Origin of the sequence: Stenotrophomonas veracruzanensis, assembly GCF_032911525.1 — a bacterium.
Lineage (GTDB): Bacteria > Pseudomonadota > Gammaproteobacteria > Xanthomonadales > Xanthomonadaceae > Stenotrophomonas > Stenotrophomonas africana.
Genome location: NZ_JAWJTI010000033.1, coordinates 1 through 23,844 on the forward strand (window position 1 = coordinate 1; position 23,844 = coordinate 23,844).

Here is a 23,844-nt window from a genome sequence, read left to right on the forward strand (position 1 = left end):
GCATGGATGCGGCTGCCAAGCCTACATGGACGTACTTGCGGCGTCCCCGCACTCCGACACCGCCCCGCCAAGCCACGGAATGCCAGCTTTTGCTTTTGCCGTTGCCGTTGCTTTGGCTTGAAGCCTCTGCAGATGCAGGGCGCAGCCCTGCCGAAAAACACACATAAAAAAACAGCAGGCCGAGGCCTGCTGTTTCGGTGTAATGGTGCGCCCGGAGAGATTCGAACTCCCGACCGCCTGGTTCGTAGCCAGGTACTCTATCCAACTGAGCTACGGGCGCCCTGCGACAGGAGCGGAATTATGCGGATGTCGGCGCGTACCGTCAACAGTTTTGTGAAAATTTTCATCCAACTGAATGAAAAAGCTGTCAGCCACGGCATCAGGGGCCTTCAGCCACGCGAAATGATCGGCGCGGGTGCCCAGTTCCTGCGCGGACAGCACGCGCACCTGCGCGTCCACATTCGGCAGCTTCGCCAGCAGCGTCTGCATCGATCCGGTGGGTGCCAACCAGTCGTGCTCCATCAGCACCGCCTGTGCGCTGCCATGCACGCGTGCCATCTGCGCGTCGAGGTTTTCATCCATGCCGGCCGCGGCGTAGTGGTTGTTCAGGCCCACGCGTGCCCAGTCGGCAATCAGTCCACGCGCTTCGGTGCCACCAAAGCCGAGGCGACGGCCATGCAGCACGCCCTGGCGCTGCGCGATCCACGGCAGGAAGCGGTAGACCAATGGCAGCAGCCAGCCACGCGGTGGCGGGAACCCGCGCCAGAACGGTGAGCCACTGGCAGCCAGCCACAGCCGGTTGAAGTCGTGCGGGTTGCGGCCGGCGTGCACACAGGCCAGCTGCCCACCGAGGCTGTGTCCACCGATGACCCAGGGCAGGGCACCGGCGTCGTCGTCCGCTGCGGCCAGTACCGCCTGGCTGGTCGGCAGATCCTGTTCGAGTACCTCGCGATAGCCCCAATCCTGCGTGCGTGACGGACGCAGCGAACTGCTGCCATTGCCTCGCCACTCATGCAGGTAGACCGCCACGCCCTTCGCCGCCAGCGCCAACGCCAGTGGCAGGTAGTGACGTGCGGCCACGCCCAGCGCAGGCAACCACAGCAGGCGCGCGATGGGCTGCGCAGGCACGCAGGCGATCACTTCGTAGCGATGGCCATCAGCGCACTGCACGGCAAGGACGTCCGGTGTGAGGCTCATGCGTGTGGTGCCGCGCCGAAGTGATCCAGCACCAGCACCTCGCTGCGGCCGGGGGCATAGCCCTGCTGCAGGCCGCGTGCAACGTAGTCGATACCGGCTTCGCAGGCATTGGCCAGGCTCAGGCCGTTGCACAACTGCGCGGCGATGGCCGAGGCCAGCGTGCAGCCGGTGCCATGTGCGTCCAGCGGCAGGCGGGCGTGGATGAATTCTTCGCTGCTCACGCCGTCGAAGTAGCGGTCGATCACGCGGTTGCCTTCATGCAGGTGGCCACCTTTCAGCAGCACTGCACCGGCACCCAGTTCAAGCAGGGCGGAGGCCGCCCGTTCGGCGTCATCGGCGTTGCCGATCTTCCGTCCGACCAGCAGCTCCGCTTCCGGCGTGTTGGGCGTAACCAGCGTCGCCAGCGGGATCAGCCGCTCACGCATGGCCTGCAATGCACTGTTTTCCAGCAGGCGTGCCCCACTGGTGGCGACCATCACCGGGTCCAGTACCACGTGCAGCGGGCGATGCTTTTCCAGTGCATCGGCGACGGCATGGATCACTTCGGCGTTGGCCAGCATGCCGAGTTTCACCGCATGGATGTCGAAGTCGTCGAAGCAGGCATCCAGCTGCGCGCGCAGGAATTCGATGGGGGGCACGTGCACGGCGATGACGCCGCGGGTGTTCTGCGCGGTCAGTGCAGCAATCGCCGAGAGGCCGTGCACACGGTGCGCGGCGAAGGCCTTCAGGTCGGCCTGGATGCCGGCGCCACCGCCGGAGTCGGAGCCGGCGATGGTGAGGGCGGAAACGGGAGTGGTCGGGCTCATCAGTTGATTGTGCCGTGGTCCCGGAGGGGAAGGTAGATCCACGCCATGCGTGGATGTCCTTGAATCAATGCCGCCAACGCGCCCACTGCTGGTACAGCACATAACCCAGCCCGGTCAGGCCGGTCAGCAGGGCGGGGGCGAGCAGGGCGTCGTACTGCCAGCGCATGAACAACCAGGCGCCGATGATGCCGCCGGCGAGGAAGCCGCTGATGATCAGGCCGCTGAGGGTCAGCCGTCGTACCTGCAGCGGCAACCCGCGCAGCAGGTGGCCCAGGCCGATGCCGAGGTCGGTGAACATGCCGCTGAGGTGGGTGGTGCGCACCACCGCGCCACTGAAGGTGGTGGCCATCGCGTTCTGCAGGCCGCAGGCCATGGCGGCGGCCAGCGCGCCCCAGATCTGGTGTTGTTCGAACAGTGGAATGGCGACCAGCAGCAGCGCCGATTCCAGTGCCAGCGCCACGCCGTAGCGCCGGCCCAGCTGCAGGGTGCTGTCCTGGATCAGCAGGCCGCTGAGCATCGCGCCCAGCGAGAACGCGATCAGCAGTCCCCACAGGTGGCCGACCGCGCGCCAGTCACCCTGTGCCAGTGCCATGCCGAGCTGGCTGGTGCTGCCGGTCATGTGGCTGACCGCCTGGTGCTCGAAACCAAGGAAACCAACCACGTTGACCATGCCGGCCACGCACGAGAGCGCGACCGCGCCGATCCAGACCCAGGTGGGCAGGCGTATTCCCATCGGCGGGGCCCTCAGGGCCCGCCGAGGCCGCCGTTGAACTGCAGCTCGCTGAAGGTGTTGCTGGCCGGGTCGAACACTGCGCCCCAGAACTGCGCGCCGCCATCGCAGACGCGGATCGCTTCACGGGCCGGATTGATGCCGCTGTCGTCGGGCAGGTGGAAGGCGTTGATGTAGATCAGCCGCTTGCCGGCGCTTTCGATGCCGACGTACTGGCGGTCGAAGTCCAGCACCTTCGGCACCTGGGCCTCCAGCGACGACAGCTGCGCTTCCAGCTGGTCGATCTGCTGCCGGCTGGGCGCCCAGTAGCCGCTGACCCGCCCGGCCTCGCGGCCGGGGCTGGCGCGCGAGCAGGTGTCGAGCACCTGTGCGGCGATGATCGGGCGGGTGACCACCCAGGACTGGCCGGTGCGCTCGGCGGTCGGCACGCTGGCCGGGCCGCGCGTGGTGGTGCAGGCGCCGAGCACGGCTGCGAGGGTGATCGCAGCCGTGGGCAGCAGCAGGCGGGTGCGGCGTTTCACAACACCTCCGAAGCGTAATCGGCCAGGCGCGAGCGCTCGCCACGGCGCAGGGTGATGTGCGCGCTGTGCGGCCAGTTCTTGAAGCGATCCACCGCGTAGGTCAGGCCCGAGGTGGTCTCGGTCAGGTAGGGCGTGTCGATCTGCTCCACGTTGCCCAGGCAGACGATCTTGGTGCCGGGGCCAGCACGGGTGATCAGCGTCTTCATCTGCTTGGGGGTGAGGTTCTGCGCCTCGTCCAGGATCAGGTAGCGTGACAGGAAGGTGCGGCCGCGCATGAAGTTCATCGAGCGGATCTTGATGCGGCTGGCCAGCAGGTCGTTGGTGGCCTGGCGGCCCCAGGTGCCGCCTTCCTGATTGTGCGTGAGCACTTCCAGGTTGTCGGTCAGCGCGCCCATCCACGGCGTCATCTTCTCTTCCTCGGTGCCGGGCAGGAAGCCGATGTCCTCGCCGACGCTGACCGTGGCGCGGGTCATGATGATCTCGCGGTAGCGTTGCTGGTCCATCGTCTGCGCCAGGCCGGCAGCCAGCGCCAGCAGGGTCTTGCCGGTGCCGGCGGTGCCCAGCAGCGTGACGAAGTCGATCTCCGGGTCCATCAGTGCATTGAGCGCGAAGTTCTGCTCGCGGTTGCGGGCGCTGATGCCCCACACGGCGTGGCTGCCGTGGCGGAAATCATCCACCAGCGACAGCACCACCTTGCCGTCGCCGACCACGCGGCTGACGCGTAGCTCGACTTCGTCTTCGCCCGGCAGGTAGACGTACTGGTTCGGGTACCACTCCTCGCCGTCCTGCGCGAGGATTTCGTAATGCGTGCGGCCCTTGTCGCTCCAGCTGCGCAGGTCGTCGCCGTGGCGCTTCCAGAAGTCTTCCGGCAGCTCGGTGGCGCCGGTGTAGAGCAGGCTGAAATCGTCCAGCGCGCGGTCGTTCTCGTAGTCCTCGGACACGATGCCGGCGATGGCGGCCTTGATCCGCAGGTTGATGTCCTTGGAAACGAACACCACCGGCAGGTCCGGGGTTTCTTCCTTCAGCGCCAGGATCGCGCCGAGGATGGCATTGTCGGGAATGACCTTGCCAAAGCTCTTGCCCGCGTCGAAATGGCTGGTCTGGAAGCGCAGCTTGCCGGCGCTCTGCTTGCCGCGCAGCTGCAGGCCATTGGGGCGCTGCAGCGGAATGCCGTCGGCCAGGTTGTCCAGGCCGGATTCCTGCACCAGCTCATTGAGGAAGCGGCTCACCTGGCGGGCGTTGCGGCTCGCCTCGGAGGTGCCCTTCTTGCCGTTGTCCAGCTCCTCGATCACCTGCATGGGCAGGTAGACGTCGTGCTCCTCGAATTTGAACAGCGCGGTGGGATCGTGCATCAGCACGTTGGTATCCAGCACGTAGATGCGCTTGCCTCGGGTCATCGTCGATTCCTGGTTACGGACAGGGAAAAACCACCACGGCCTGCTGCGGGGCAGGGTGATGGCAGACACAGTAGGCAGTGGGACTCACTTGGACTGGGAGGCCTTCAGTTCGGCGAGAACGGCATCGGCATGGCCGGCAACCTTGACCTTGCGCCAGGACTGCACGATGCGGCTGTCGGGGGAAATCAGGAAGGTGCTGCGTTCGATGCCACGTACCTGCTTGCCGTACATGTTCTTCATCTTGATCACGTCGAAGGCGCTGCACAGCGCTTCGTCGCCATCGCTGACCAGCGGGAAGTTGAAGCCCTGCTTGGCACAGAAGTTGTCGTGCGACTTCACCGAGTCGCGCGAGACACCGAGTACCACCGCGCCTGCCTTCTTGAACTTCGGCAGCAGCGCGTTGAAGTCGATGCCTTCGGTGGTGCAGCCGGGGGTGCTGTCCTTGGGATAGAAGTACAGCACCAGCCAGTGGCCGGCGTAGTCGCCGAGAGTGGCCTGTTCGCCACCGGACAGTGCCAGCGGCAGGGAGAGGGTGGTGCTGTCCAGGGTATCGCCGTTGTTCATGAGGTCCTTCTGTCGAGCCTGGGTTCTTTCTACGACAATTGCATGAAACGCCACGCGCCCGTGAGAGGCGCGCGAAGAATCAGAATTTCATCGGGTCCATGATCGCGTCCAGGTTCAGGTGGTCGCAGAATTCAAGGAAGTCGTCGCGCAGCGCGGCGATGTGCATGTTGGCCGGCACGCCGATGGTGACCTGCGCGCTGAACATCTCCGCACCGGTCTGCATGGCGCGGTAGCGCGTGCTCTGCAGGTTCTCGATGGTGATGCCCTGGCGGTCGAAGAAATCGGCCAGCTGGAACAGGATGCCCGGCTTGTCGGCGGCGATCACCTCGACGATGTACGGCAGCAGGTTGGACTGCGCCTGCTTGGCGGCGGTGCGGTACCAGACCAGCTTCAGGCCTTCCTCGCGCTCCAGCCGGGTCAGCATCGCCTCCAGCTTGGCCACCGAGTCCCACGAGCCGGTGGCCAGGGCGGTGACCGACACATCGCGGCCGACCGTGGCCAGGCGTGCGTCCACCAGATTGCAGCCGCTGTCGGCGATGCGGCGGGTGACGGACAGCAGGGGGGACTCCGGATGCGTCGTGTAGGCGTTGATCAGGAGGTGGTTTTCGCTCGGCGCGGGGCGCGGGGTGGTGTCGGTCAAGGCGATTCCGGGTAATGCATGCGTTAGTCTGAATGCCCGCCAGAGGCGGGGATCCACCGGTGTCCAGCATACTTGCCCGTGCTTTCGCGCCGCAAGTAACATTCAGGTCACCCCCGGCCTTTCGTGGCGGGCGTTTTCCCTTCCCAGCCAAGAGCAGCACGTCCTTGTCCCTTTCCGGCCTCATCACCGCGCTGGCGACCCCGTTCCGGGCCGACGGCGCCCTCGATCCCGACGGTTGGCAGCGCCTGCTGCACCTGCAACTGGAAGGTGGCGTCCATGGCGTTGTCGTTGCCGGCTCGACCGGCGAAGCGGCAACCCTCACCGATGCCGAGTACGACCTGCTGCTGGCCAGCGCGGTCGAGCGCATCGGCGGCCGCATCCCGGTCATGGCCGGCACCGGCCTGTCCGGTACCGCCAAAACCATTGAACAGACCCGCCGTGCCGCCACGCTCGGCGCCAGCCATGCGCTGGTGGTCACCCCGCCGTACGTGCGGCCGACCCAGGCCGGCCTGATCGCCCACTACTGCGCGGTCGCCGACCAGGGCGGGTTGCCGGTCGTGCTGTACAACGTGCCAGGCCGTACTGGTTGCGACATGCAGCCGGACACCGTGGCCGAACTGGCCAGCCACCCCAACATCGTCGGCATCAAGGAGGCGGTGGGCGACACCGGCCGGGTGCAGGCGCTGCTCGCCCTGCGCAGCCCGCAGTTCGCCGTGCTCAGCGGCGACGACGGTACGGCCGCGCGTTCGATCCGGGCCGGTATCGACGGCCTGATCTCGGTCGGCTCCAACGTGCTGCCAGGTGCCTACCGCCGCATGTGCGAACTGGCCGCCGCCCACGATCACGAGGCCACCGAGTCCTGGGATGCGCGCCTGCAGCCGTTCCATGAATTCTGCGGCGTTGAACCGAACCCGATCCCGGTCAAGGCGCTGCTGCGCCGTATCGGCATCGGCCACGATCTGCGCCTGCCTCTGCTGCCACTGTCGGCGCCGCATCATCCGGCGGCCGATCACCTTGCCGGCGACATCGCCGCCCTCGAAGCCCTTTCCAGCCACTGACCTTCCGTCTTGGTCTGACCCAGGAGATTCACATGCGTCAATCCGTATCCACCGTCCGCGTGCTGTCCTACGCCCTGCTTGCGGTGGCCGTTGCCGCCGGCACCACCGGCTGCTTCAAGCGTGGTGTCAAGGGCGACTACGCTCTGGCCCCGGAAATGCGTCCGCTGGAAGTGCCGCCGGACCTGAACCTGCCGACCACCACGGGTGACAACAAGGTGCCGACGCTGGCGTCGGCGACCAAGCCGGCAGCCCCGGTGGCCGCGGCCCCGGCCGTGGGCAACACCGGTTTCACCATCGCCGGTGGCAAAGATGAAGCTTTCGCCAAGGTTGGTACCGCGCTGGAAGGCGTGGAAGGCGTGACCATCGCCAGCCGCGCGCAGCTGCTGGGCTCGTACGACGTGGCCTACGAAGGCAGCAACTTCCTGGTCCGCGTGGTCGCCGTCGATGCTGGCGCCTACATCTCCGCGGTCGACCCGCGTGGCCTGCCGGCCACCGCCGAAGCGCCGGTGAAGCTGATCGCCGCGCTGAAGGCGAAGCTGGCCCAGTAAGGGCCGGTCGGGTGGGTGCGGCCCAGGTCCGCACCTGCCCGGGTAGAGGCCGATCTTGGTCGGCGCTTCTGTGCCAACCAAGGTTGGCACCTACCGGATCGCAAGGTTGGCATACCGGATCTTGCGGTTGGCATACTGGATCTTGCGGTTGGCGTTTACCGGAAAACAGAAAAGGGCGCCCGTGGGCGCCCTTTTCGTTACCGCCGCGGGCGCTTCTCAGCGCTCCAGCAGCTTCAGCTTGTCCGGCTTGCCGTCCCATTCGCCGGCGTCGGCGGGTGGGTCCTTGCGCACGGTCAGCACCGGCCACTCCTTCGCCAGCTCGGCGTTGAGGGCGACGAAGCTTTCCTGGCCGGCAGGAACATCGTCCTCCGGGAAGATCGCGTTGACCGGGCACTCCGGTTCGCAGAGGGTGCAGTCGATGCACTCATCCGGGTCGATCACCAGGAAGTTCGGGCCTTCGTGGAAGCAATCCACGGGGCACACTTCCACGCAATCGGTGTGTTTGCACTTGATGCAGTTTTCGGTGACGACAAAGGGCATGGGCTGGGGGTGGATCGATTCCTGAACCCGCCAATTCTAGAACAGGTTGGCCCCCGGTGTCGGCGCGGGACGGAAATCGGGCGTCTGGCAGGCGCGACCGTGGCGGTCATTGGCGGCGGGGTGAGGCCTGTGCGACGCTGCGGGTCAGCCGGCTGCGTCGGATGGCCGGACCCCTTCCCAGCAGGATCGTCCATGTCCCCAGCCCAACCCGACATCGCCTCCCATGGCGGTGAGAACACTGCATTCATCGTCCTGATCAGCTGCGTGGCCACCCTGGGTGGGTTCCTGTTCGGCTTCGACAGTGGTGTCATCAATGGCACGGTCGATGGCCTTCGCCAAGCCTTCAACTCCAGTGAGGCGGCGCTCGGTTTCGAAGTCGCCTCGATGCTGCTGGGCTGCGCGATCGGTGCCTTCCTGGCCGGTTGGCTGGGAGATCGCCTGGGCCGTCGTGGCGTGCTGATCGCCTCGGCGCTGATGTTCCTGGTCTCGGCGCTGGGTGCCGGTGCCGCTCACGCCTCCTGGCTGTTCATTGCCGCACGCGTGCTCGGCGGTTTCGCGGTGGGCGCGGCCAGCGTGATGTCGCCGGCCTACATCGCCGAAGTGGCCTCGGCGCGCTATCGCGGGCGCTTGGCCACGGTGCAGCAGATGGCGATCATCTGCGGCCTTTTCGCAGCTTTCCTCAGCAATTACCTGCTGGCCCGTGCCGCCGGAGCGTCGACCGAGCCGCTATGGCTGGGCCATGAGGCCTGGCGCTGGATGTTCTGGATGCAGGCACTGCCGTCGGGGCTGTTCCTGCTGTTGTTGCTGGTGATTCCGGAAAGCCCGCGCTTCCTGGTCCTGAAGGGGCGTCAGCAGCAGGCGAGGGCGGTACTCTCGCGGCTGTACGGCGAGGCCTCAGCGGCGGCCAAGCAGGCCGAGATCGAAGCCAGTCTGGCCCAGGACCAGCACAAGCCGCGCTTCGGCGACCTGCGCAACAAGGCCACCGGCAGGCTGCGCCCGATCCTCTGGCTGGGCATCGGCCTGGCCATGTTCCAGCAGCTGGTCGGCATCAATGTGGTGTTCTATTACGGCGCGGTGCTGTGGCAGGCGGTGGGCTTCTCGGAAAGCGACGCACTGCTGATCAACGTGCTGTCCGGCGCGCTGAGCATCGGCGCCTGCCTGCTGACGGTGTTGTTGATCGACCGCATCGGGCGCAAGCCGTTGCTGTGGATCGGCTCGGTCGGCATGTCGGTGGCGCTGGTGCTGATGGTGGTCGCCTTCGCCAGTGGCAGCCTGGCCGACGGTCGACTGCAGTTGTCCGACGGTATGGGTCGACTGGCGCTGGTCGCGGCCAATGTCTACGTGGTGTTCTTCAACATGTCCTGGGGCCCGGTGATGTGGGTGATGCTGGGCGAGATGTTCCCCAACCAGATCCGCGGCCCGGCGTTGGCCGTTGCCGGTGCGGCGCAGTGGACATCGAATTTCGCGATCACCGTGACCTTCCCGATGCTGCTGGCCGGCATCGGCCTGGCCGGTGCCTATGGCATCTATACGGTTGCCGCCATCCTCTCGATCTTCTTCGTGGTCCGCTACGTACGCGAGACCAAGGGCAAGGAGCTGGAGCAGATGGAAGGCTGACGGCGACTGGCTTCGGTTGCGTTCCGTTGGCGCCTGCTTGTCCAGAGTGTGAGGGGGCAGGCCGCCCTCTCCAGGACACGCAAGAGCCCATCCATGGTGCTCGATGGCGCCTAGCTCGTGTGCGCTGTCCTGCGCACACGGCAAGACCGGGGTTGGGCGTCCTGCCCAACCCGCCCGAGGCATGCCTCAGGCCCATGGCGCCAACGGTCCTGGAGAGGGCGGCCTGCCCCTCCTGACAGTTTCATGGTGCGTGCGGATGCGGCGAAGCGCTGGTCGGTTGTTGCCGCAGCTGGCGGGAAACCGTCCAGAGTCGGTGGGGTCACCCAGGGCAGGACCGTTGGCGCCAAGGATGGCGCCATCGAGCCCCCATGGATGGGTTCACGGCGTGTCCTGCCCTGGGTGACCCCACCGGCTCGAGCCGATTGCAGGGAGGCGCCAAAGCGACCAACCCGACCGCAATCACTGCAATCCCGGAAAACAGAAAAGCCCGCACAAGGCGGGCTTTTTCGGTTCCTGCTGCGGCGACTGGCGCTCCCTAGGGGACTCGAACCCCTGTTTTAGCCTTGAGAGGGCCACGTCCTAACCACTAGACGAAGGGAGCGTAACTGTGTCGCTGCCGAGGCAGGAGCGCTAGTATATGCACCTCGATGCCATTGGGCAATCCCGAAACTTCAACCGGAAGCGCCAACATCATTTCCTCTGCTACATCACCGTTCAGCCTGCGCGTCATCCCGCGCGACCAGCACACGATCTCCCGCAAGGACATCAGCCCGAACGCCCTGCGCGTGCTTTATCGCCTGCGCGATGCAGGCTTCGGCGCCTATCTTGTCGGCGGCGCGGTGCGCGACCTGCTGGTCAATGGCCAACCCAAGGATTTCGACGTGGCCACCGACGCCACGCCCGAACAGGTCAAGCAGCTGTTCCGCAACTGCCGCCTGATCGGCCGCCGCTTCCGCCTCGCCCACGTTGTGTTCGGCCGCGAGATCATCGAAGTCGCCACCTTCCGCGCCAACAGCGATGACGGCAGCGGTGACCGCGAGATGGAAAACGGCATGCTCGTGCGCGACAACGTGTACGGCACCATCGAAGACGACGCCATCCGCCGCGATTTCACCTGCAACGCCCTGTACTACGCCATCGAGGACTTCTCGGTACGTGACTACACCGGCGGCTTCGAAGACGTGCAGGCGCGCCTGATGAAGCTCATCGGCGACCCGGTGCAGCGCTACCAGGAAGACCCGGTGCGCATGCTGCGCGCGGTGCGCCTGGCGGCCAAGCTCGGCTTCCAGATCGAAGAGGGCACCGCCGCGCCGATCCCCCATCTGGCCGGCCTGCTCAACGAAGCCGCGCCGGCACGCCTGTTCGAGGAAGTGCTGAAGCTGTTCCTGTCCGGGCACGGCGTGGCCAGCTTCGAAGGCCTGGAGCGTTACGGCCTGCTCGACGTGCTGTTCCCTGAAAGCGCCAAGGCGCTGAAGTCCAACCGCACCGGCGCGCTGCGCCGCATGCTGGTCGAGGGCCTGGCCAACACCGATGCGCGCGTGGCCAACGACGAGCCGGTCTCGCCCGCGTTCCTGTTCGCGCTGCTGCTGTGGCCGGCGTTCTGCCGCGCGCAGGCGACCCTGCTCAAGCAGGGCGTGGCACCGGAGGAAGCACAGCGTCGTGCTGCCGACCGGGTGACCGTGCAGCAGCTGAGCACCATCGCATTGCCGCGCCGTTTCTCGCTGCCGATGCAGGAAATCTGGCTGCTGCAGTCGCGCTTCGGCTCGCGCCAGCGCAAACGCGTGTTCCGTACGCTCACCCACCCGCGCTTCCGGGCCGCGTTCGACTTCCTCAGCCTGCGCCAGGTGGCCTCGGCCGAGCACGCCGCCGATGTCGAGTTCTGGCGCGAGGCACAGGCGCAGTCCGGCCGCGAGCTGGAATCGTCGCTGGACGTGATGCACAGCGAAGAGGGTGATGACGAGAGCGGGGCACCGCGCAAGCGCCGCCGTCGCCGCCGTCGTCCGGGCGCCCCGGCCGGTGCGGCTGGCGAGTAAACGATGACCCTTGCCTGGATCGGCCTCGGCGCCAACCTTGGCGACGCGGCCGCCACCGTCGGGGCGGCGATTGCCGCCCTCGACGGGCTGCCCGGTACCCGCCTGCGCCAGGCCTCGAGGCTGTACGCCACGCCGGCCTGGGGCAATGAAGACCAGCCGCCGTTCGTCAACGCGGTGGCTGCGGTCGACACCACGTTGCCGGCCGACACGCTGCTGCAGGCGATGCTGGCGCTGGAGCAGCGCTTTGGTCGCGTGCGCGATCCGGCGGTGCACTGGGGCCCGCGCGCGCTGGACCTGGACCTGCTGCTGTATGGCGCGCAGGTGCTCGACCAGCCCGGTCTGCAGGTGCCGCACCCTTACCTGCACGAGCGTGCCTTCGTGTTGGTGCCGCTGGCCGAAATCGCGCCGGATCTGGCCATTCCCGGCCATGGTCGCGTGCGGGATGCAGTGGTGCGGGTGGATGCCTGCGGGATCGCACCGATAAGGTGATAATGCCCGGGTTATCTCCCCCGGTTATCAGCACATGAGCACCCACGCAGACAGCAAGCCCTGGACCGTTCCCGCCCTGGCCGAGGCCAAGCGCAATGGCCAGAAGCTGGTCATGTTGACCGCCTACGACGCTGGCTTCGCCCGCACTTTCGACGCAAATGGCGTTGACCTGATCCTGATCGGCGATTCGCTGGGCATGGTCGTGCAGGGCCATGATTCGACCCTGCCGGTGACCGTGGCCGACATGGTCTACCACACCCGCGCCGTGGCCCGTGTGCTGCAGCGCGCGCTGCTGGTGGCCGATCTGCCGTTCGGCGCCGATGCCACCCCGGAGCGCGCGCTGGATGCATCGCTGCAGCTGCTGCAGGCCGGTGCCGAGATGGTCAAGATCGAAGGTGCCGGCTTCAAGGTCGACATCATCCGTTACCTGGTCGAGCGTGAGATTCCGGTCTGCTCGCACCTGGGCCTGACTCCGCAGTCGGTGCTGCGCCTGGGTGGCTTCAAGATCCAGGGCCGTGGCGATGCCGCACGCCAGCTGGTGGAAGATGCCAGGGCCGTGGCTGCTGCGGGTGCCAGCCTGCTGGTGCTGGAGTGCATGCCGAGCCCGGTCGCCGCCGACGTCACTGCCGCTGTGGAAGTCCCGACCATCGGCATCGGTGCCGGCCCGCAGTGCGATGGCCAGGTGCTGGTGCTGCACGATTTCCTTGGCCTGGACAGTGGCCATCGCCGTCCCAAGTTCGTCAAGGACTTCCTTGCCGAAGGCGGTTCGGTGGCGGGTGCCACCCGCGCCTATGCCGACGCCGTGCGCGACGGCAGCTTCCCCGACGAACAGCACGCTTACGCCCAATGATCCAGACCTTCAACGAGCTCGGCGCATTGCGCGAGCAGATCGCCCAGTGGAAGCGCGAGGGCCTGCGCGTGGCGCTGGTGCCGACCATGGGCAACCTTCACGGTGGCCATCATTCGCTGGTGACCCTGGCCCGCCAGTACGCCGACAAGGTGGTGGCAAGCATCTTCGTCAACCCGACCCAGTTCGGGCCGAACGAGGATTTCAGTCGCTATCCGCGTACGCCCGAGGCCGATGTGGCCGGGCTTGAGCAGGCCGGCTGCGATGCGGTGTGGCTGCCCAGCGTCGAGGCGATGTATCCGCTGGGCGTGGACAAGACCACGCAGATGCACGCGCCCGGCGTCAGTGAAGTGCTGGAAGGCGCCAGCCGTCCGGGACACTTTGATGGCGTGTGCACGGTGGTCGCGCGCCTGTTCCTGCAGGTGCAGCCGGACGTGGCCGTGTTCGGCCGAAAGGACTACCAGCAGCTGGCTGTGATCAAGCAGATGGTGGCCGAGCTGTCGTTCCCGATCCAGATCGTCGGCGCGGACATCGTGCGCGACGAGGATGGCCTGGCCAAGAGCTCGCGCAACCAGTATCTGAGCGCCGAACAGCGCCCGGTTGCGACCAGTATCCACCGCACCCTGCTGGGCATGCGCGAAGGCTATGTAGCCGGGCTGGCACGTGACCGCATCGAGGCCGACGCCACGGCGGCATTGCAGGCAGCCGGTTTCCAGGTCGACTATGCGGTGCTGCGCACGCCCGATTTGACCGAGCCGACCTTCGACGGCGGCGGCCGCGTAGCGCTGATCGCCGCACGTCTGGGCACCACCCGCTTGATCGACAACCTGGAATTCTGAGCCGCATGCGGCTTGGGGGGCGCCCTCAACGGGCGCCTTTCCACTTCCCACGGATGGGAGACCTGAAATGAAAACCCCCAGCACTGATACCGGCCGTCTTGCCCAGGCCTCTATCCTGGCGGTGTTGGCGGCAGGCATGCTGCCGGCCCAACTGTTTGGCGGCCTGATGTTCGCACTTGAATTCAGGCGCACGCCGATGCCCGCGCTCACCGGCGGTGGATTGATGTTCGGACTGGGCGTCTGCATCGCCATCGCGGTGTTCCTGCCGATGGCGCTGCTCCCGCGATCTCGGCAGCCCCTGCGCCGGATCAGCTTCGTGCTTGCAGGGTCTGCCCTGGGCGCGCTGGCCATGGCCATCCATGAATGGCCGGGCGCGATCCATGGGCCGCTGCTGCAGCGCCTGCGCTATGTGGATACATTCGATGTGATCAGCTATGGGCTGACAGTGTTGGCTGCAGGGGGCCTGGGCCTGGCCTCCGGGCTGGCCTTCCATACGGTGTTCAGGCTGTCACTGCAGGGCGGTGCCGTCCATGCCACGGCGCCGCCGCCGGGCAAGGGCACCTGAACGGCCTTCAGCGTCCTGCCGCCGCCCCCTGGCGATGGCCAAGCGGGTGCTAGAATCCGCTCTTTCCTTTGCCGTTGCAGCGCCCCCATGCACCTGTCCCTGCTCAAGACCAAGATCCACCGCGCCACCGTCACCCATTCCGAGCTGAACTACGAAGGCTCGATCGCCATTGATGACAACCTGCTGGCTGCCACCGGCATCCGCGAGTTCGAGCAGGTGCACATCTGGGACGTGACCAACGGTGCGCGCTTCTCGACCTACGCCATCCGCGCCGAAGCCGGCAGCGGCGTTGTCTCGCTCAACGGTGGCGCCGCGCGCCACGTGCAGGTCGGTGACATCATCATCATCGCAGCGTTCGCCAGCATGACCGAGCAGGAAGCCGACAGCTTCAAGCCGAAGCTGGTGTACGTTGATGGCAAGAACCAGATCACCCACACCAACGACACGATCCCGACCCAGGCCGCATGACAACGAACAACGGATTCGACTCGCTGCACTCCCACGCCCAGCGCCTGAAGGGCGCAAGCATTCCCAGCCTGCTCGCCGCCGAACCCGGGCGCGTGCAGGATCTGGCGCTGCGGGTCGGTCCGTTGTACGTCAACTTCGCGCGGCAGAAATACGATGCTGCGGCGCTGCAGGCGTTGCTGGCGCTGGCTGCCGAGCGTGATGTCGGTGGCGCCATCACCCGCCTGTTCCGTGGCGAGCAGGTCAACCTGACCGAAGGTCGCGCGGCGCTGCACACCGCGCTGCGTGGCGATGTGGTCGATGCGCCGGTGGCGGCCGAGGCCTATGCCACCGCGCGCGAGATCCGCCAGCGCATGGGCGTGCTGGTGCGCGCGCTGGAAGACAGTGGCGTGACCGATGTGGTCAGTGTCGGCATCGGTGGTTCCGACCTTGGCCCGCGCCTGGTTGCCGACGCGCTGCGTCCGGTCAGCGGTGCGCGCCTGCGCGTGCATTTCGTCTCGAACGTGGACGGCGCCGCCATGCAGCGTACGCTGGCCACGCTGGATCCGTCGAAGACTGCCGGCATCCTGATCTCCAAGACCTTCGGTACGCAGGAAACCCTGCTCAACGGCCAGATCCTGCACGACTGGCTGGGTGGCAGCGAACGCCTGTATGCAGTCAGTGCCAATCCGGAACGCGCCGCCAAGGCCTTTGCCATCGCCGCCGATCGCGTGCTGCCGATGTGGGACTGGGTGGGTGGCCGTTATTCACTGTGGTCGGCGGTCGGTTTCCCGATCGCGCTGGCAGTCGGCTTCGATCGCTTCGAGCAGTTGCTGGAAGGCGCGGCGCAGATGGATGCGCATGCGCTGGATGCACCGCTGGAGCGCAACCTGCCGGTGCTGCACGGCCTGACCGACATCTGGAACCGCAACCTGCTGGGCCATGCAACGCACGCGGTGATGACCTACGACCAGCGCCTGGCGCTGCTGCCGGCCTACCTGCAGCAGCTGGTGATGGAAAGCCTGGGCAAGCGCGTGCAGCGTGACGGGCAACCTGTCACCACCGACACCGTGCCGGTGTGGTGGGGCGGCGCGGGCACCGATGTGCAGCACAGCTTCTTCCAGGCACTGCACCAGGGCACCAGCATCGTTCCGGCAGATTTCATCGGCTGCGTGCACAACGACGATCCCTACACGATCAATCATCAGGCCCTGCTGGCCAATCTGCTGGCGCAGACTGAAGCACTGGCCAATGGCCAGAGCAGCGACGACCCGCACCGTGATTACCCGGGCGGCCGCCCGAGCACGCTGATCCTGCTCGACGCGCTGACCCCGCAGGCGCTGGGTGCACTGATCGCCATGTACGAACACGCTGTGTACGTGCAGTCGGTGATCTGGAACATCAATGCCTTCGACCAGTTCGGTGTCGAGCTTGGCAAGCAGCTGGCCAGTGGCCTGTTGCCGGCGCTGCAGGGTGAGGATATTGCGATTGCCGACCCGATGACCCGCGAAATCCTGGCGCAGCTGAAGCGCTGACCCGGCCTGCGGATGTGCCGGCGCCGGCCGGCCATCCCATGTCTCTCTGCTTGCCTTCGATCCGGTCGCGCATGAATGGTGCGCGGCCACGCATTCCGTGTCGTTTGCGTGCTGCACATGCAGCGCATCCGCGTGCCTGCCGCAGCGCAGCTTGACTGCGCATCGCCTGCCATTGCAGTGTGCACGGGCGGCTGTACCTGTCATCCAGTATCGCTCGCAGCATGATGTTGATGCCAGGGACTGGCCGTATCCGAAGGGACGTGGAATCGATCCATGTCCTCAACGCCTCATGTTGTGAATGACAGGAGATTGCGAATGGATCTGAATGACGATGTTGTGTCCGGCTGGCTCAATGGCTCGGACGATGTGGATGGGTGCGCCAACCCTGCGGGTTCGCTGTTCATCTATGGCGCTGCGGCTACCGAGTCCGCACTCACGTCGGCCTCCGACACCCTGATCACCGGTGGTGGCACCGAGTGCACCACCACGATGTCCGTGGTCAATCACTGCCTGTGTTGCTGATGTAGCCCGAGCCGGCACGCAGCGCCTTGCGGCTGCGTGCCGGCAACTGGAACAGACTTCCCGATACCTTGCAGGGGGCGTAATGACCGCTTCTCCGGCTGCGGCCGCGTTTGCGCGCATCACCGAACATTTCCTTGCCCATGCGCGCGCCGCGTTGGCGGCCGGCCTGCATGACCCTGCCATTGCGCTGCAGCCCGGTGAGCGCGAACTGCTGCACGCGCAGGGCGACGCGGCGCTGCGTGAGCATGCCCAGCTCAAGCTCAACCGTGTGCTGTTGCTGGAACTACACGCAGCTGCGCGCGGCGGTGACATCGGCCCGCTTGACAGCGCCGGTGCGTTGGACGAATTCGTAGCCCTCGCCACCAGCGAGGGTTTCCGTGAACATCTGCAGCGACGCTACCCGGTGCTGTTGCCGCGGCTGTCGCGCATGCTTGAAGGACTATGCGCGGCCGTGGTGGAGCTGGCCGCGCGCATCGGCAGTGATCGTGCGCTGCTGACGGACCTGCTCGACACTCCGGCAGGAGCGCTGCGTGCGATTGCGTTGGGGCGGGGTGACCTGCACGGCGGCGGCCGGACCGTGGCACGGCTGCAGTTCGACGGCGGCGTGCTGATGTACAAACCGCGCTCGCTGCGCATCGATGCGGTGCTCGATGGCCTGCTCGCTGCGGTCTTTGGCGAGGGCCCGGGCCGGGTGCGTGTGCCGCGTGTGGTAGACCGTGGCAGCCATGGCTGGGCCGCGTTTGCCGCGCACCGTCATTGCGCCGATGACGAAGAACTGCGTGCCTACTACCGCGGTCTTGGCCATTGGCTGGCGATCCTGCGCCTGGTCGGCGGTACCGACATCCATCTGGAGAACCTCATCGCTGTCGGGCCGGTGCCGGTGGTGATCGATGCAGAAAGTGTGTTCTCGCAGGTGATCGACGTCGAGCCGTCGGGCCTGGGCGACGCCTACGATACGGCCATCAAACTGATGCGCAATTCCGTGCTGCGCACCGGCATCGTGCCGTTCCGCACCACCGGCCTCGGCATGGAGGGCGTGGACCTGTCGGCTGCCGGCGCATTGCCGGGCGAGCAGCCGCGGGTACAGGTGCCGATGATTGTCGAGGATGGGACGGGGCCGGCCCGGCTTGGCATGGTCGAGGCCGAAGTCGCCATCGCACAGAACCACCCCAGTCCACAGCCGGATGTTTCGTTGTACTGGGACCACATCAGCGAAGGCTTCATCGACGCCAGCGGGCGCCTGCGCGCACTCGATGCCAAGGGCGAACTGATGCCACTCCTGGCGGCTTTCGAAGGCTGCCAGGTGCGGGATGTACGGCGGCCGACAATGGCCTACGCCGAGCTCGGGCGGATGCTCTGGCATCCAGCCTCGCTGCACAAGGAAGCCCAGGCGGTTGAGCGCGCGATCGATCTGCTGTTGCGAAATGCAGCGGTGTCACCGGCTGCGCCATCGGATCTGGAAACCGTACGTGGAGAAGTGGACGACCTGCGCCACGGTGACATTCCGATCTTCACTTCGCGGCTGGACGCGACCCGTATCCGCTCCATCGCCGACAACTGGCGTGCGATGCGCATCGACCTGGAAGACGTGACCATCCGCAGCACGCTGGTGGCCACCGACCTGAACCAGCATGCGCTGGCCCGCGCCGAGGCTCGCTCCGGCTACAGCTATGCCGCGCAGCAGCCGCGCGCGGACGATCTGGACCTGCGCCGACGAACGCTTGCGGCACGCGCGGTGGAGAATCTTCTGCGTCTGGCCGTGCATGGTGAAGATGGTTCGATGACGTGGATCACGCCCGAGGTGACCCGCACAGGATGGACCGTCCAGCCGGTGCAGCCCGACCTGTATTTCGGGCTGGGGGGCATTGCGTTCGCACTGGCGGCCTACCGCCGGGAAGTGGAGCAGGGACGTGCCGACCCGGTGGCCGGGCTGGATCCGGCCATCGAAGGCGCCATTGCGGTGTTCCAGACCATGTGCGAGCGCCATCCCGCCGGGATCGATGGTGGATTCGTCGGCACAGGCTCGCAGATCTGGACCCTGCTGGCGTTGCACGATCTTCTGCAGCGCCCCGCGCTGCTTGCGCTGGCCGAGCGCTGTGCGGAGGGCGTGGAACGTCGTGGTTTCCAGGGGCCGGTGAAATTTGAACTGATTGATGGCGTGTCCGGCATGATCCTGCCGTTGTTGGCGCTGGCCGAGGCCACCGGCAGAACGCGCTGGCTGGAGTTGGCGGCTGCGGCCGGGCGCCGCATGCAGGAAGCGGCGATCGTCGATGCCGACGGTGCACGCTGGCCGACGCCACAGTTCCGCGAGCCGATCGGTGGCTTTGGCCACGGCGCGATGGGCATGGGCTGGGCGCTGGCGCGGCTGGCGCGGTCGGACGCCGGCAGCGTGCCTGAGCGCGCCGCCTGGCGGCAGTTGGCCGAAGGAGCGTTTGCGTTCCAGGCGGCGTTGTTCGAACCGCATACCGGGCACTGGCGTGACATCCACCTGCAGGACGGGCAGAAGAACTTCCCGACCTGGTGCCATGGCAGTGTTGGCATCGGTCTGGCCGCGGCGGATCTGTATGCCCGCACTGGCGATCCCACGCAGTTGCGTGACATGCGGCGGGCTGTGGCCGACGCGCGCGGCAAATGGGGGTTCAGCCACACCCTGTGCCATGGCGACCTGTCCACGCGGGAGCTGCTGGTGCTGGCGGCTGCGCTGGATCCGGAGGGATGCCCCTATCCGCAGGACGAGGCCGCCATCGAGATCGTTTCTTCGATCGAGGAGCACCAGGGCATGGTCGGCGGACTGACCCGCGCGGCCTTTACTCCGGGCTTGATGATCGGCCTGGCAGGTGCGATCTATGGCTTCCTGCGCATGCATCCGGCCTGCGTGCTGCCGTCGCCGCTGCTGCAGGAGACGGCAGCGGCGCGGGTCGATGCCCCGGCATCGCGTTCCAGTGCCGCGCAGGACCGAGCGGCGCTGGCCGAGGTCTGAGCCGGACCGGTCCGGTTGCGATCAGCGGCTGGGATCGCGTTCCGGGCTTGGCCGCTTTGCCAGCTTGCGCTGCAGCGAACGCCGGTGCATGCCGAGCAGGCGCGCGGCCGCGGACACGTTACCGCCGGTCTCGTGCATCGCCTGCTGGATGTGTTCCCACTGCAGGCGGCTGATCGGGGTCATCGCGTCGGGCACTTCCATTTCGCCATCGTCGGCCGGGCCGTCGTCTTCCTCGCCGAGGGCGCGCAGGATCATCGGCACCGTGGCCGGCTTCGGCAGGTAGTCGTCGGCGCCGAGCTTGATCGCCTCCACCGCGGTGGCGATGCTGGCGTAGCCGGTCACCAGCAGGATGCGCATGTCCGCGCGCAACGCGCGCAGCGGCTGGATCAGGGCGAGGCCGGAATCGCTGCCCAGCTTCAGGTCGATCAGCGCGAACGCCGGCGGATGCTGGCGGGCCAGCGCCAGTGCACTGGCGGCATCCTGCGCGGTCTGCGTTTCAAGCCCCTTGCGGGCCAGGCTGCGCTGCAGGGTGCGCAGGTACAGTTCGTCGTCGTCGACCAGCAGGCCGAGGGTTGAGGTGCTCATGGGGTTTCCTCGCGTGGGGCCAGCGGCAGGCGGAAGCCGACGCGGCTGCCGGCGCCCTGGGCCGGGCGCATCCACATCTCGCCGTCGAGGCGTTCGATGGTGGCATGGGACAGGGCCAGGCCGACGCCCATGCCCTCACTTTTGCTGCTGCCGAACAGCTTGCCCGGCAGCACGGCAGCACGGGCGTCGAAGCCATGGCCATAGTCGCGTACTTCGCCGATCAGGTCGTCGCCTTCGATGCGCAGGTCCAGGTCCACGCGTGGCCGGCCGGCCTTCTCGCCGGCGTCGGCGGCATTGTTGAGAAGGACCATCAGCAGATGGCCCACGCCCGGGTCGAGTGGCAGCCGCAGCGGCGCATCGTCGTTGCGGTGCAGGTCGATGGTCGGCCGCACCAGGCGCCACTGTTCCAGTACCTGCTGGGCACTGGAGTGGCTGCGCCCCGGTGCATCGGCCGAGGCCGGTGCGGCCAGCGCCAGCACGCGCTCACGGCACTGCACCAGCAGCTCGCGCAGGGTTTCCATGTCTTCGCGCACTTCGGGCTCTTCGCTGCGCTCGGCGACGTCATCGGCGAGCAGGGTCATGGTTGCCAGCGGCGTGTTCAGCTCATGCGCCACCGAGGCGGCATGGGTGGCCAGGGCGACGATGCCCTCGTTGCGGGCGAAGCGTTCGCGCAGGGCCGACAGCTCCAGTTCGCGCTGGCGCAGCGCCAGCGCCAGGCGGGTAGAGAACGTCAGCACGACCGCCGCGGAAATCAGGAAATTGGCGACCACGCCCCAGCGGTTGAGGTCCTGCGCGCGGAAATAGCCATCCGGCAGCGGCTGCCCGAAGATGCCGCTGGCGGCATAGCCGAGCAGGCAGGCCAGCGCGACCGCCAGCGCCCAGCGCAGGGGCAGGGCGAACGCGGCCAATGCGATCAGGATCAGGAACAGCGAACTGAACGGGTTGGCCATGCCACCGCTCCAGCCCACCATCCAGGTCAGGATGATCACGTCCACCAGGATGTGGCCGAATGCGGTCAGCGGCGCGGTGTCGGCCGCCTCCGGGCGCAGCTGGGTGTAGATGTTGAACAGGGTCAGCACGGCTACGCCGGCCCACAGCGGCAGCTGCGGCAATGGCAGGCCCAGCACCCAGGTGGCGACCAGGATGGTGGCGGCCTGGCCACCTACGGCAAGCCAGCGCAGGCTGCACAGGGTACGGAGAAACGGGGCGTCGGGACCGGTCATTCATGCTCATCGTATGCGTTCACGCGTGACCGTGCCTGCGACAATCGGCCGCAGCCGTGCCTCCGGCTGAATGCGAGTCACCCCGAATGCGGGGGCGGGCGGTAGAATGCGCCCATGCACGACGCCGTCTCCCGCCCGACTCCCCCCTCCAATGCCACCTCCTGGCCCCGCCGCCAGACCCATGCCGTGCAGATCGGCGGGGTCACCGTAGGTGGAGGCAAGCCGGTCGTGGTGCAGTCGATGACCAACACGGACACGTCCGACGTCGCCTCCAGCGTGAAGCAGGTGGCCGAGCTCTGGCGTGCGGGTTCGGAAATGGTGCGTTTGACCGTCAACACCGTTGAAGCCGCTGCGGCGATCCCGCGCATCGTCGACAAGCTGGCGATGATGGGCATCGACGTGCCACTGATCGGTGACTTCCATTACAACGGCCACCAGCTGCTCACCGCCGAACCGGCGTGTGCCGAAGCGCTGGCCAAGTACCGCATCAACCCGGGCAACGTCGGCTTCGGCAAGAAGAAGGACCTGCAGTTCGCCCAGTTGATCGAGTTCGCGATCCGCTACAACAAGCCGGTGCGCATCGGCGCCAACTGGGGCTCGCTGGACCAGGCCCTGGCGGCGAAGCTGATGGACGAGAACAACCTGCGCGAGCAGCCCTGGGACGCCGGCCGCGTGCTGCGCGAGGCGCTGATCCGCTCGGCGCTGGACTCGGCCGAGCAGGCGGTGGAGCTCGGCCTGCCGCGCGATCGCATCGTGCTGTCGGCCAAGGTCAGTGGCGTGCAGGAGCTGATCGCGGTTTACCGCGACCTGGCCCAGCGCTCGGACTTCGCCTTGCACCTGGGCCTGACCGAAGCCGGTATCGGCAGCAAGGGCATCGTCGCCTCGTCGGCGGCGCTGAGCGTGCTGCTGCAGGAAGGCATCGGTGACACCATCCGGATCTCGCTGACCCCGGAACCGGGTCAGTCGCGTACGCAGGAAGTGATCGTTGCCCAGGAACTGCTGCAGACCACCGGGCAGCGTGCCTTCACGCCGCTGGTCACGGCCTGCCCGGGCTGCGGCCGCACCACCTCCGAGTTCTTCCAGGAGCTGGCCAAGGTGGTTCAGAACCACGTGCGCGAGAAGATGCCGCTGTGGAAGATCCATCACCCGGGTGCGGAGAACATGACCCTGGCGGTGATGGGCTGCATCGTCAACGGACCGGGTGAGTCGCGCCATGCCAACATCGGCATCTCGCTGCCGGGCACGGGTGAAACGCCTGCGGCACCGGTGTTCGTCGATGGAGAGAAGAAGGTGACCCTGCGTGGCGACAACATCGCCCAGGAGTTCGTCGCCCTGATCGACGACTACGTCGAACACAAATATGTCCGAAGCGCCGGATAAGCCCGCGATCCTCGCTGCACCGGAGTCCGCCTCCGGCTTCCGCCACTGGATGGCGCGCAATGCCTGGCGCCTGGTCCTGCTGTTCGGTGGCGTGCTGCTGCCGCTGGCCGGCTTCGTCGCCCTGGCCGACGAGGTGCACGAGTTTGAATCGTTCCATTTCGACGCGCCGCTGCTGTGGCAGATGCATGGCCTGCATTCGCCGCTGCTGGACCGCTTCTTCGTGCTCATTTCCAGGCTGGGCTACGAATGGTTCCTGATCCCGGCCGATGTGCTGATCATCGCAGTGTTGCTGGGCTACCGGCGTTGGCGTGAAGCCACGTTCGTGGCGGTCAGCTTCGTCGGCTCGGCACTGCTGAACATGGGCAGCAAGCACTTCTTCCAGCGCCAGCGCCCCAGCCTGTGGGAATCGATCGCCCCGGAATCGACGTTCAGCTTCCCCAGTGGCCACGCGATGGGCTCGATGACCCTGGCGGTGACCCTGATGCTGCTGGCCTGGAACACCCGCTGGCGCTGGCCGGTGCTGTTGCTGGCGCCGGCATTCAGTCTGCTGGTCAGCGTGTCCCGGGTCTATCTGGGGGTGCATTACCCCTCCGATATCCTGGCCGGATGGTGTGCCGCGCTGGTTTGGGTGGTAGGGTGCTATCTGGTCATGTTCAGTCGCCGGCACCCATGGCGACGTCATGGCTCGCCGCCAGCGAAGGCCAGCGAAGCATCATCACAGGGGGATTGACGTGGATGGCCCTTGAGGGACGTCTACGTGATAGATCAGTTGTTTCGTTGCAGC

Annotated in this window: 24 protein-coding genes and 2 tRNA genes; 14 read left to right on the top strand and 12 right to left on the bottom strand. The window is 66.8% G+C overall.

Translation table 11 applies throughout. From position 1 onward, the window contains the following. Positions 1–203: 203 nt before the first annotated feature. The 8 genes from R1H25_RS16360 to R1H25_RS16395 all read right to left on the bottom strand — a co-directional run bounded on the left by R1H25_RS16360 (position 204) and on the right by R1H25_RS16395 (position 5,855). Positions 204–280 (bottom strand) — tRNA-Arg (locus tag R1H25_RS16360). Continuing rightward, positions 271–1,197, bottom strand: a complete 927-nt coding sequence (locus R1H25_RS16365; protein ID WP_317224109.1) for an alpha/beta fold hydrolase — start codon at positions 1,195–1,197, stop codon at positions 271–273. The genes R1H25_RS16360 and R1H25_RS16365 overlap by 10 nt, the downstream gene beginning before the upstream one ends. Continuing rightward, positions 1,194–2,003, bottom strand: a complete 810-nt coding sequence (thiD, locus tag R1H25_RS16370) for a bifunctional hydroxymethylpyrimidine kinase/phosphomethylpyrimidine kinase (RefSeq protein WP_317224110.1) — start codon at positions 2,001–2,003, stop codon at positions 1,194–1,196. The genes R1H25_RS16365 and thiD overlap by 4 nt, the downstream gene beginning before the upstream one ends. Positions 2,004–2,067: 64 nt before the next feature. Further along, positions 2,068–2,736, bottom strand: coding sequence for a YoaK family protein (locus tag R1H25_RS16375; protein WP_010484284.1), 669 nt, complete (start codon positions 2,734–2,736; stop codon positions 2,068–2,070). 11 nt (positions 2,737–2,747) lie between these two features. Beyond that, positions 2,748–3,254 (bottom strand): hypothetical protein, encoded by a 507-nt coding sequence (locus tag R1H25_RS16380; protein ID WP_317224111.1) that lies wholly within the window; start codon positions 3,252–3,254, stop codon positions 2,748–2,750. Further along, positions 3,251–4,651 (bottom strand): PhoH family protein, encoded by a 1,401-nt coding sequence (locus R1H25_RS16385; RefSeq protein ID WP_010484287.1) that lies wholly within the window; start codon positions 4,649–4,651, stop codon positions 3,251–3,253. Before R1H25_RS16385 ends, R1H25_RS16380 begins: the two co-directional genes overlap by 4 nt. An 84-nt stretch (positions 4,652–4,735) precedes the next feature. Next, positions 4,736–5,215: a peroxiredoxin gene (locus R1H25_RS16390; protein WP_049445310.1), complete on the bottom strand. Its 480-nt coding sequence runs from the start codon at positions 5,213–5,215 to the stop codon at positions 4,736–4,738. 79 nt (positions 5,216–5,294) lie between these two features. Continuing rightward, positions 5,295–5,855, bottom strand: coding sequence for a glycine cleavage system protein R (locus R1H25_RS16395; RefSeq protein WP_005409051.1), 561 nt, complete (start codon positions 5,853–5,855; stop codon positions 5,295–5,297). A 164-nt stretch (positions 5,856–6,019) separates the two neighbouring features. Here R1H25_RS16395 and dapA point away from each other — a divergent pair, with 164 nt between their 5' ends. Both dapA and R1H25_RS16405 read left to right on the top strand, forming a co-directional pair. After that, positions 6,020–6,913 carry a 4-hydroxy-tetrahydrodipicolinate synthase gene (gene dapA, locus R1H25_RS16400; protein ID WP_317224112.1) on the top strand — a complete coding sequence of 298 codons (894 nt, stop codon included), beginning with the start codon at positions 6,020–6,022 and terminating at the stop codon, positions 6,911–6,913. A gap of 32 nt (positions 6,914–6,945) precedes the next feature. Beyond that, positions 6,946–7,461, top strand: a complete 516-nt coding sequence (locus tag R1H25_RS16405) for a hypothetical protein (RefSeq protein WP_049410369.1) — start codon at positions 6,946–6,948, stop codon at positions 7,459–7,461. A 216-nt stretch (positions 7,462–7,677) separates the two neighbouring features. Here the strand turns inward: R1H25_RS16405 and fdxA are convergent, their stop codons facing one another. Continuing rightward, positions 7,678–8,001, bottom strand: coding sequence for a ferredoxin FdxA (fdxA, locus tag R1H25_RS16410; protein ID WP_004153066.1), 324 nt, complete (start codon positions 7,999–8,001; stop codon positions 7,678–7,680). Positions 8,002–8,193: 192 nt separating this feature from the next. Here fdxA and R1H25_RS16415 point away from each other — a divergent pair, with 192 nt between their 5' ends. Continuing rightward, complete coding sequence (locus tag R1H25_RS16415; RefSeq protein WP_241881124.1) at positions 8,194–9,618, top strand: sugar porter family MFS transporter; 1,425 nt, start codon at positions 8,194–8,196, stop codon at positions 9,616–9,618. 526 nt (positions 9,619–10,144) lie between these two features. Here the strand turns inward: R1H25_RS16415 and R1H25_RS16420 are convergent. Beyond that, positions 10,145–10,219: transfer RNA gene (locus R1H25_RS16420), tRNA-Glu, on the bottom strand. A 52-nt stretch (positions 10,220–10,271) separates the two neighbouring features. Here R1H25_RS16420 and pcnB point away from each other — a divergent pair. From pcnB to R1H25_RS16465, 9 genes are all read left to right on the top strand, one after another. Next, positions 10,272–11,651 carry a polynucleotide adenylyltransferase PcnB gene (pcnB, locus tag R1H25_RS16425; RefSeq protein WP_057500709.1) on the top strand — a complete coding sequence of 460 codons (1,380 nt, stop codon included), beginning with the start codon at positions 10,272–10,274 and terminating at the stop codon, positions 11,649–11,651. Between the two features lie 3 nt (positions 11,652–11,654). Further along, positions 11,655–12,140, top strand: coding sequence for a 2-amino-4-hydroxy-6-hydroxymethyldihydropteridine diphosphokinase (folK, locus tag R1H25_RS16430; RefSeq protein WP_049445301.1), 486 nt, complete (start codon positions 11,655–11,657; stop codon positions 12,138–12,140). A gap of 34 nt (positions 12,141–12,174) precedes the next feature. Continuing rightward, on the top strand, positions 12,175–12,990 hold the full coding sequence (gene panB, locus R1H25_RS16435) for a 3-methyl-2-oxobutanoate hydroxymethyltransferase (protein WP_049445298.1): 816 nt from the start codon (positions 12,175–12,177) through the stop codon (positions 12,988–12,990). After that, a complete protein-coding gene (gene panC, locus R1H25_RS16440; RefSeq protein WP_164158934.1) occupies positions 12,987–13,826 on the top strand; it encodes a pantoate--beta-alanine ligase in 840 nt (279 codons plus the stop codon). Before panB ends, panC begins: the two co-directional genes overlap by 4 nt. Positions 13,827–13,893: 67 nt before the next feature. Then, a complete protein-coding gene (locus tag R1H25_RS16445) occupies positions 13,894–14,391 on the top strand; it encodes a hypothetical protein (protein ID WP_317224113.1) in 498 nt (165 codons plus the stop codon). An 87-nt stretch (positions 14,392–14,478) separates the two neighbouring features. After that, positions 14,479–14,859 carry an aspartate 1-decarboxylase gene (gene panD, locus R1H25_RS16450; protein WP_005409061.1) on the top strand — a complete coding sequence of 127 codons (381 nt, stop codon included), beginning with the start codon at positions 14,479–14,481 and terminating at the stop codon, positions 14,857–14,859. After that, positions 14,856–16,370 carry a glucose-6-phosphate isomerase gene (pgi, locus tag R1H25_RS16455; protein ID WP_317224114.1) on the top strand — a complete coding sequence of 505 codons (1,515 nt, stop codon included), beginning with the start codon at positions 14,856–14,858 and terminating at the stop codon, positions 16,368–16,370. The genes panD and pgi overlap by 4 nt, the downstream gene beginning before the upstream one ends. A 315-nt stretch (positions 16,371–16,685) precedes the next feature. Then, positions 16,686–16,892 carry a DUF6229 family protein gene (locus R1H25_RS16460; RefSeq protein WP_049423517.1) on the top strand — a complete coding sequence of 69 codons (207 nt, stop codon included), beginning with the start codon at positions 16,686–16,688 and terminating at the stop codon, positions 16,890–16,892. 82 nt (positions 16,893–16,974) lie between these two features. Continuing rightward, complete coding sequence (locus R1H25_RS16465) at positions 16,975–19,872, top strand: type 2 lanthipeptide synthetase LanM family protein (RefSeq protein WP_317224115.1); 2,898 nt, start codon at positions 16,975–16,977, stop codon at positions 19,870–19,872. 21 nt (positions 19,873–19,893) lie between these two features. Here the strand turns inward: R1H25_RS16465 and R1H25_RS16470 are convergent, their stop codons facing one another. Together R1H25_RS16470 and R1H25_RS16475 are read right to left on the bottom strand one after the other, a co-directional pair. Then, positions 19,894–20,457, bottom strand: a complete 564-nt coding sequence (locus R1H25_RS16470; protein WP_054171466.1) for a response regulator transcription factor — start codon at positions 20,455–20,457, stop codon at positions 19,894–19,896. Then, positions 20,454–21,680 carry an ATP-binding protein gene (locus tag R1H25_RS16475; RefSeq protein ID WP_049445282.1) on the bottom strand — a complete coding sequence of 409 codons (1,227 nt, stop codon included), beginning with the start codon at positions 21,678–21,680 and terminating at the stop codon, positions 20,454–20,456. Before R1H25_RS16475 ends, R1H25_RS16470 begins: the two co-directional genes overlap by 4 nt. A 114-nt stretch (positions 21,681–21,794) precedes the next feature. On the opposite strand from R1H25_RS16475, the gene ispG reads away from it, so the two are divergent. Further along, positions 21,795–23,060 (top strand): flavodoxin-dependent (E)-4-hydroxy-3-methylbut-2-enyl-diphosphate synthase, encoded by a 1,266-nt coding sequence (gene ispG / locus R1H25_RS16480; protein WP_317224116.1) that lies wholly within the window; start codon positions 21,795–21,797, stop codon positions 23,058–23,060. After that, positions 23,041–23,790, top strand: a complete 750-nt coding sequence (locus R1H25_RS16485; protein ID WP_317224117.1) for a phosphatase PAP2 family protein — start codon at positions 23,041–23,043, stop codon at positions 23,788–23,790. The genes ispG and R1H25_RS16485 overlap by 20 nt, the downstream gene beginning before the upstream one ends. Positions 23,791–23,844: the final 54 nt, after the last annotated feature.

What these genes read in the sequence shown, in the direction of transcription:
- R1H25_RS16475 (WP_049445282.1), bottom strand. Translation starts at nt 21,680, where the DNA reads ATGACCGGTCCCGACGCCCCGTTTCTCCGTACCCTGTGCAGCCTGCGC.
- R1H25_RS16460 (WP_049423517.1), top strand. Translation starts at nt 16,686, where the DNA reads ATGGATCTGAATGACGATGTTGTGTCCGGCTGGCTCAATGGCTCGGAC.
- R1H25_RS16470 (WP_054171466.1), bottom strand. Translation starts at nt 20,457, where the DNA reads ATGAGCACCTCAACCCTCGGCCTGCTGGTCGACGACGACGAACTGTAC.
- R1H25_RS16385 (WP_010484287.1), bottom strand. Translation starts at nt 4,651, where the DNA reads ATGACCCGAGGCAAGCGCATCTACGTGCTGGATACCAACGTGCTGATG.
- folK (WP_049445301.1), top strand. Translation starts at nt 11,655, where the DNA reads ATGACCCTTGCCTGGATCGGCCTCGGCGCCAACCTTGGCGACGCGGCC.
- R1H25_RS16365 (WP_317224109.1), bottom strand. Translation starts at nt 1,197, where the DNA reads ATGAGCCTCACACCGGACGTCCTTGCCGTGCAGTGCGCTGATGGCCAT.
- R1H25_RS16405 (WP_049410369.1), top strand. Translation starts at nt 6,946, where the DNA reads ATGCGTCAATCCGTATCCACCGTCCGCGTGCTGTCCTACGCCCTGCTT.
- R1H25_RS16485 (WP_317224117.1), top strand. Translation starts at nt 23,041, where the DNA reads ATGTCCGAAGCGCCGGATAAGCCCGCGATCCTCGCTGCACCGGAGTCC.
- R1H25_RS16375 (WP_010484284.1), bottom strand. Translation starts at nt 2,736, where the DNA reads ATGGGAATACGCCTGCCCACCTGGGTCTGGATCGGCGCGGTCGCGCTC.
- panC (WP_164158934.1), top strand. Translation starts at nt 12,987, where the DNA reads ATGATCCAGACCTTCAACGAGCTCGGCGCATTGCGCGAGCAGATCGCC.
- R1H25_RS16390 (WP_049445310.1), bottom strand. Translation starts at nt 5,215, where the DNA reads ATGAACAACGGCGATACCCTGGACAGCACCACCCTCTCCCTGCCGCTG.
- panD (WP_005409061.1), top strand. Translation starts at nt 14,479, where the DNA reads ATGCACCTGTCCCTGCTCAAGACCAAGATCCACCGCGCCACCGTCACC.
- thiD (WP_317224110.1), bottom strand. Translation starts at nt 2,003, where the DNA reads ATGAGCCCGACCACTCCCGTTTCCGCCCTCACCATCGCCGGCTCCGAC.
- fdxA (WP_004153066.1), bottom strand. Translation starts at nt 8,001, where the DNA reads ATGCCCTTTGTCGTCACCGAAAACTGCATCAAGTGCAAACACACCGAT.
- R1H25_RS16445 (WP_317224113.1), top strand. Translation starts at nt 13,894, where the DNA reads ATGAAAACCCCCAGCACTGATACCGGCCGTCTTGCCCAGGCCTCTATC.
- pgi (WP_317224114.1), top strand. Translation starts at nt 14,856, where the DNA reads ATGACAACGAACAACGGATTCGACTCGCTGCACTCCCACGCCCAGCGC.
- ispG (WP_317224116.1), top strand. Translation starts at nt 21,795, where the DNA reads ATGCACGACGCCGTCTCCCGCCCGACTCCCCCCTCCAATGCCACCTCC.
- panB (WP_049445298.1), top strand. Translation starts at nt 12,175, where the DNA reads ATGAGCACCCACGCAGACAGCAAGCCCTGGACCGTTCCCGCCCTGGCC.
- R1H25_RS16465 (WP_317224115.1), top strand. Translation starts at nt 16,975, where the DNA reads ATGACCGCTTCTCCGGCTGCGGCCGCGTTTGCGCGCATCACCGAACAT.
- R1H25_RS16415 (WP_241881124.1), top strand. Translation starts at nt 8,194, where the DNA reads ATGTCCCCAGCCCAACCCGACATCGCCTCCCATGGCGGTGAGAACACT.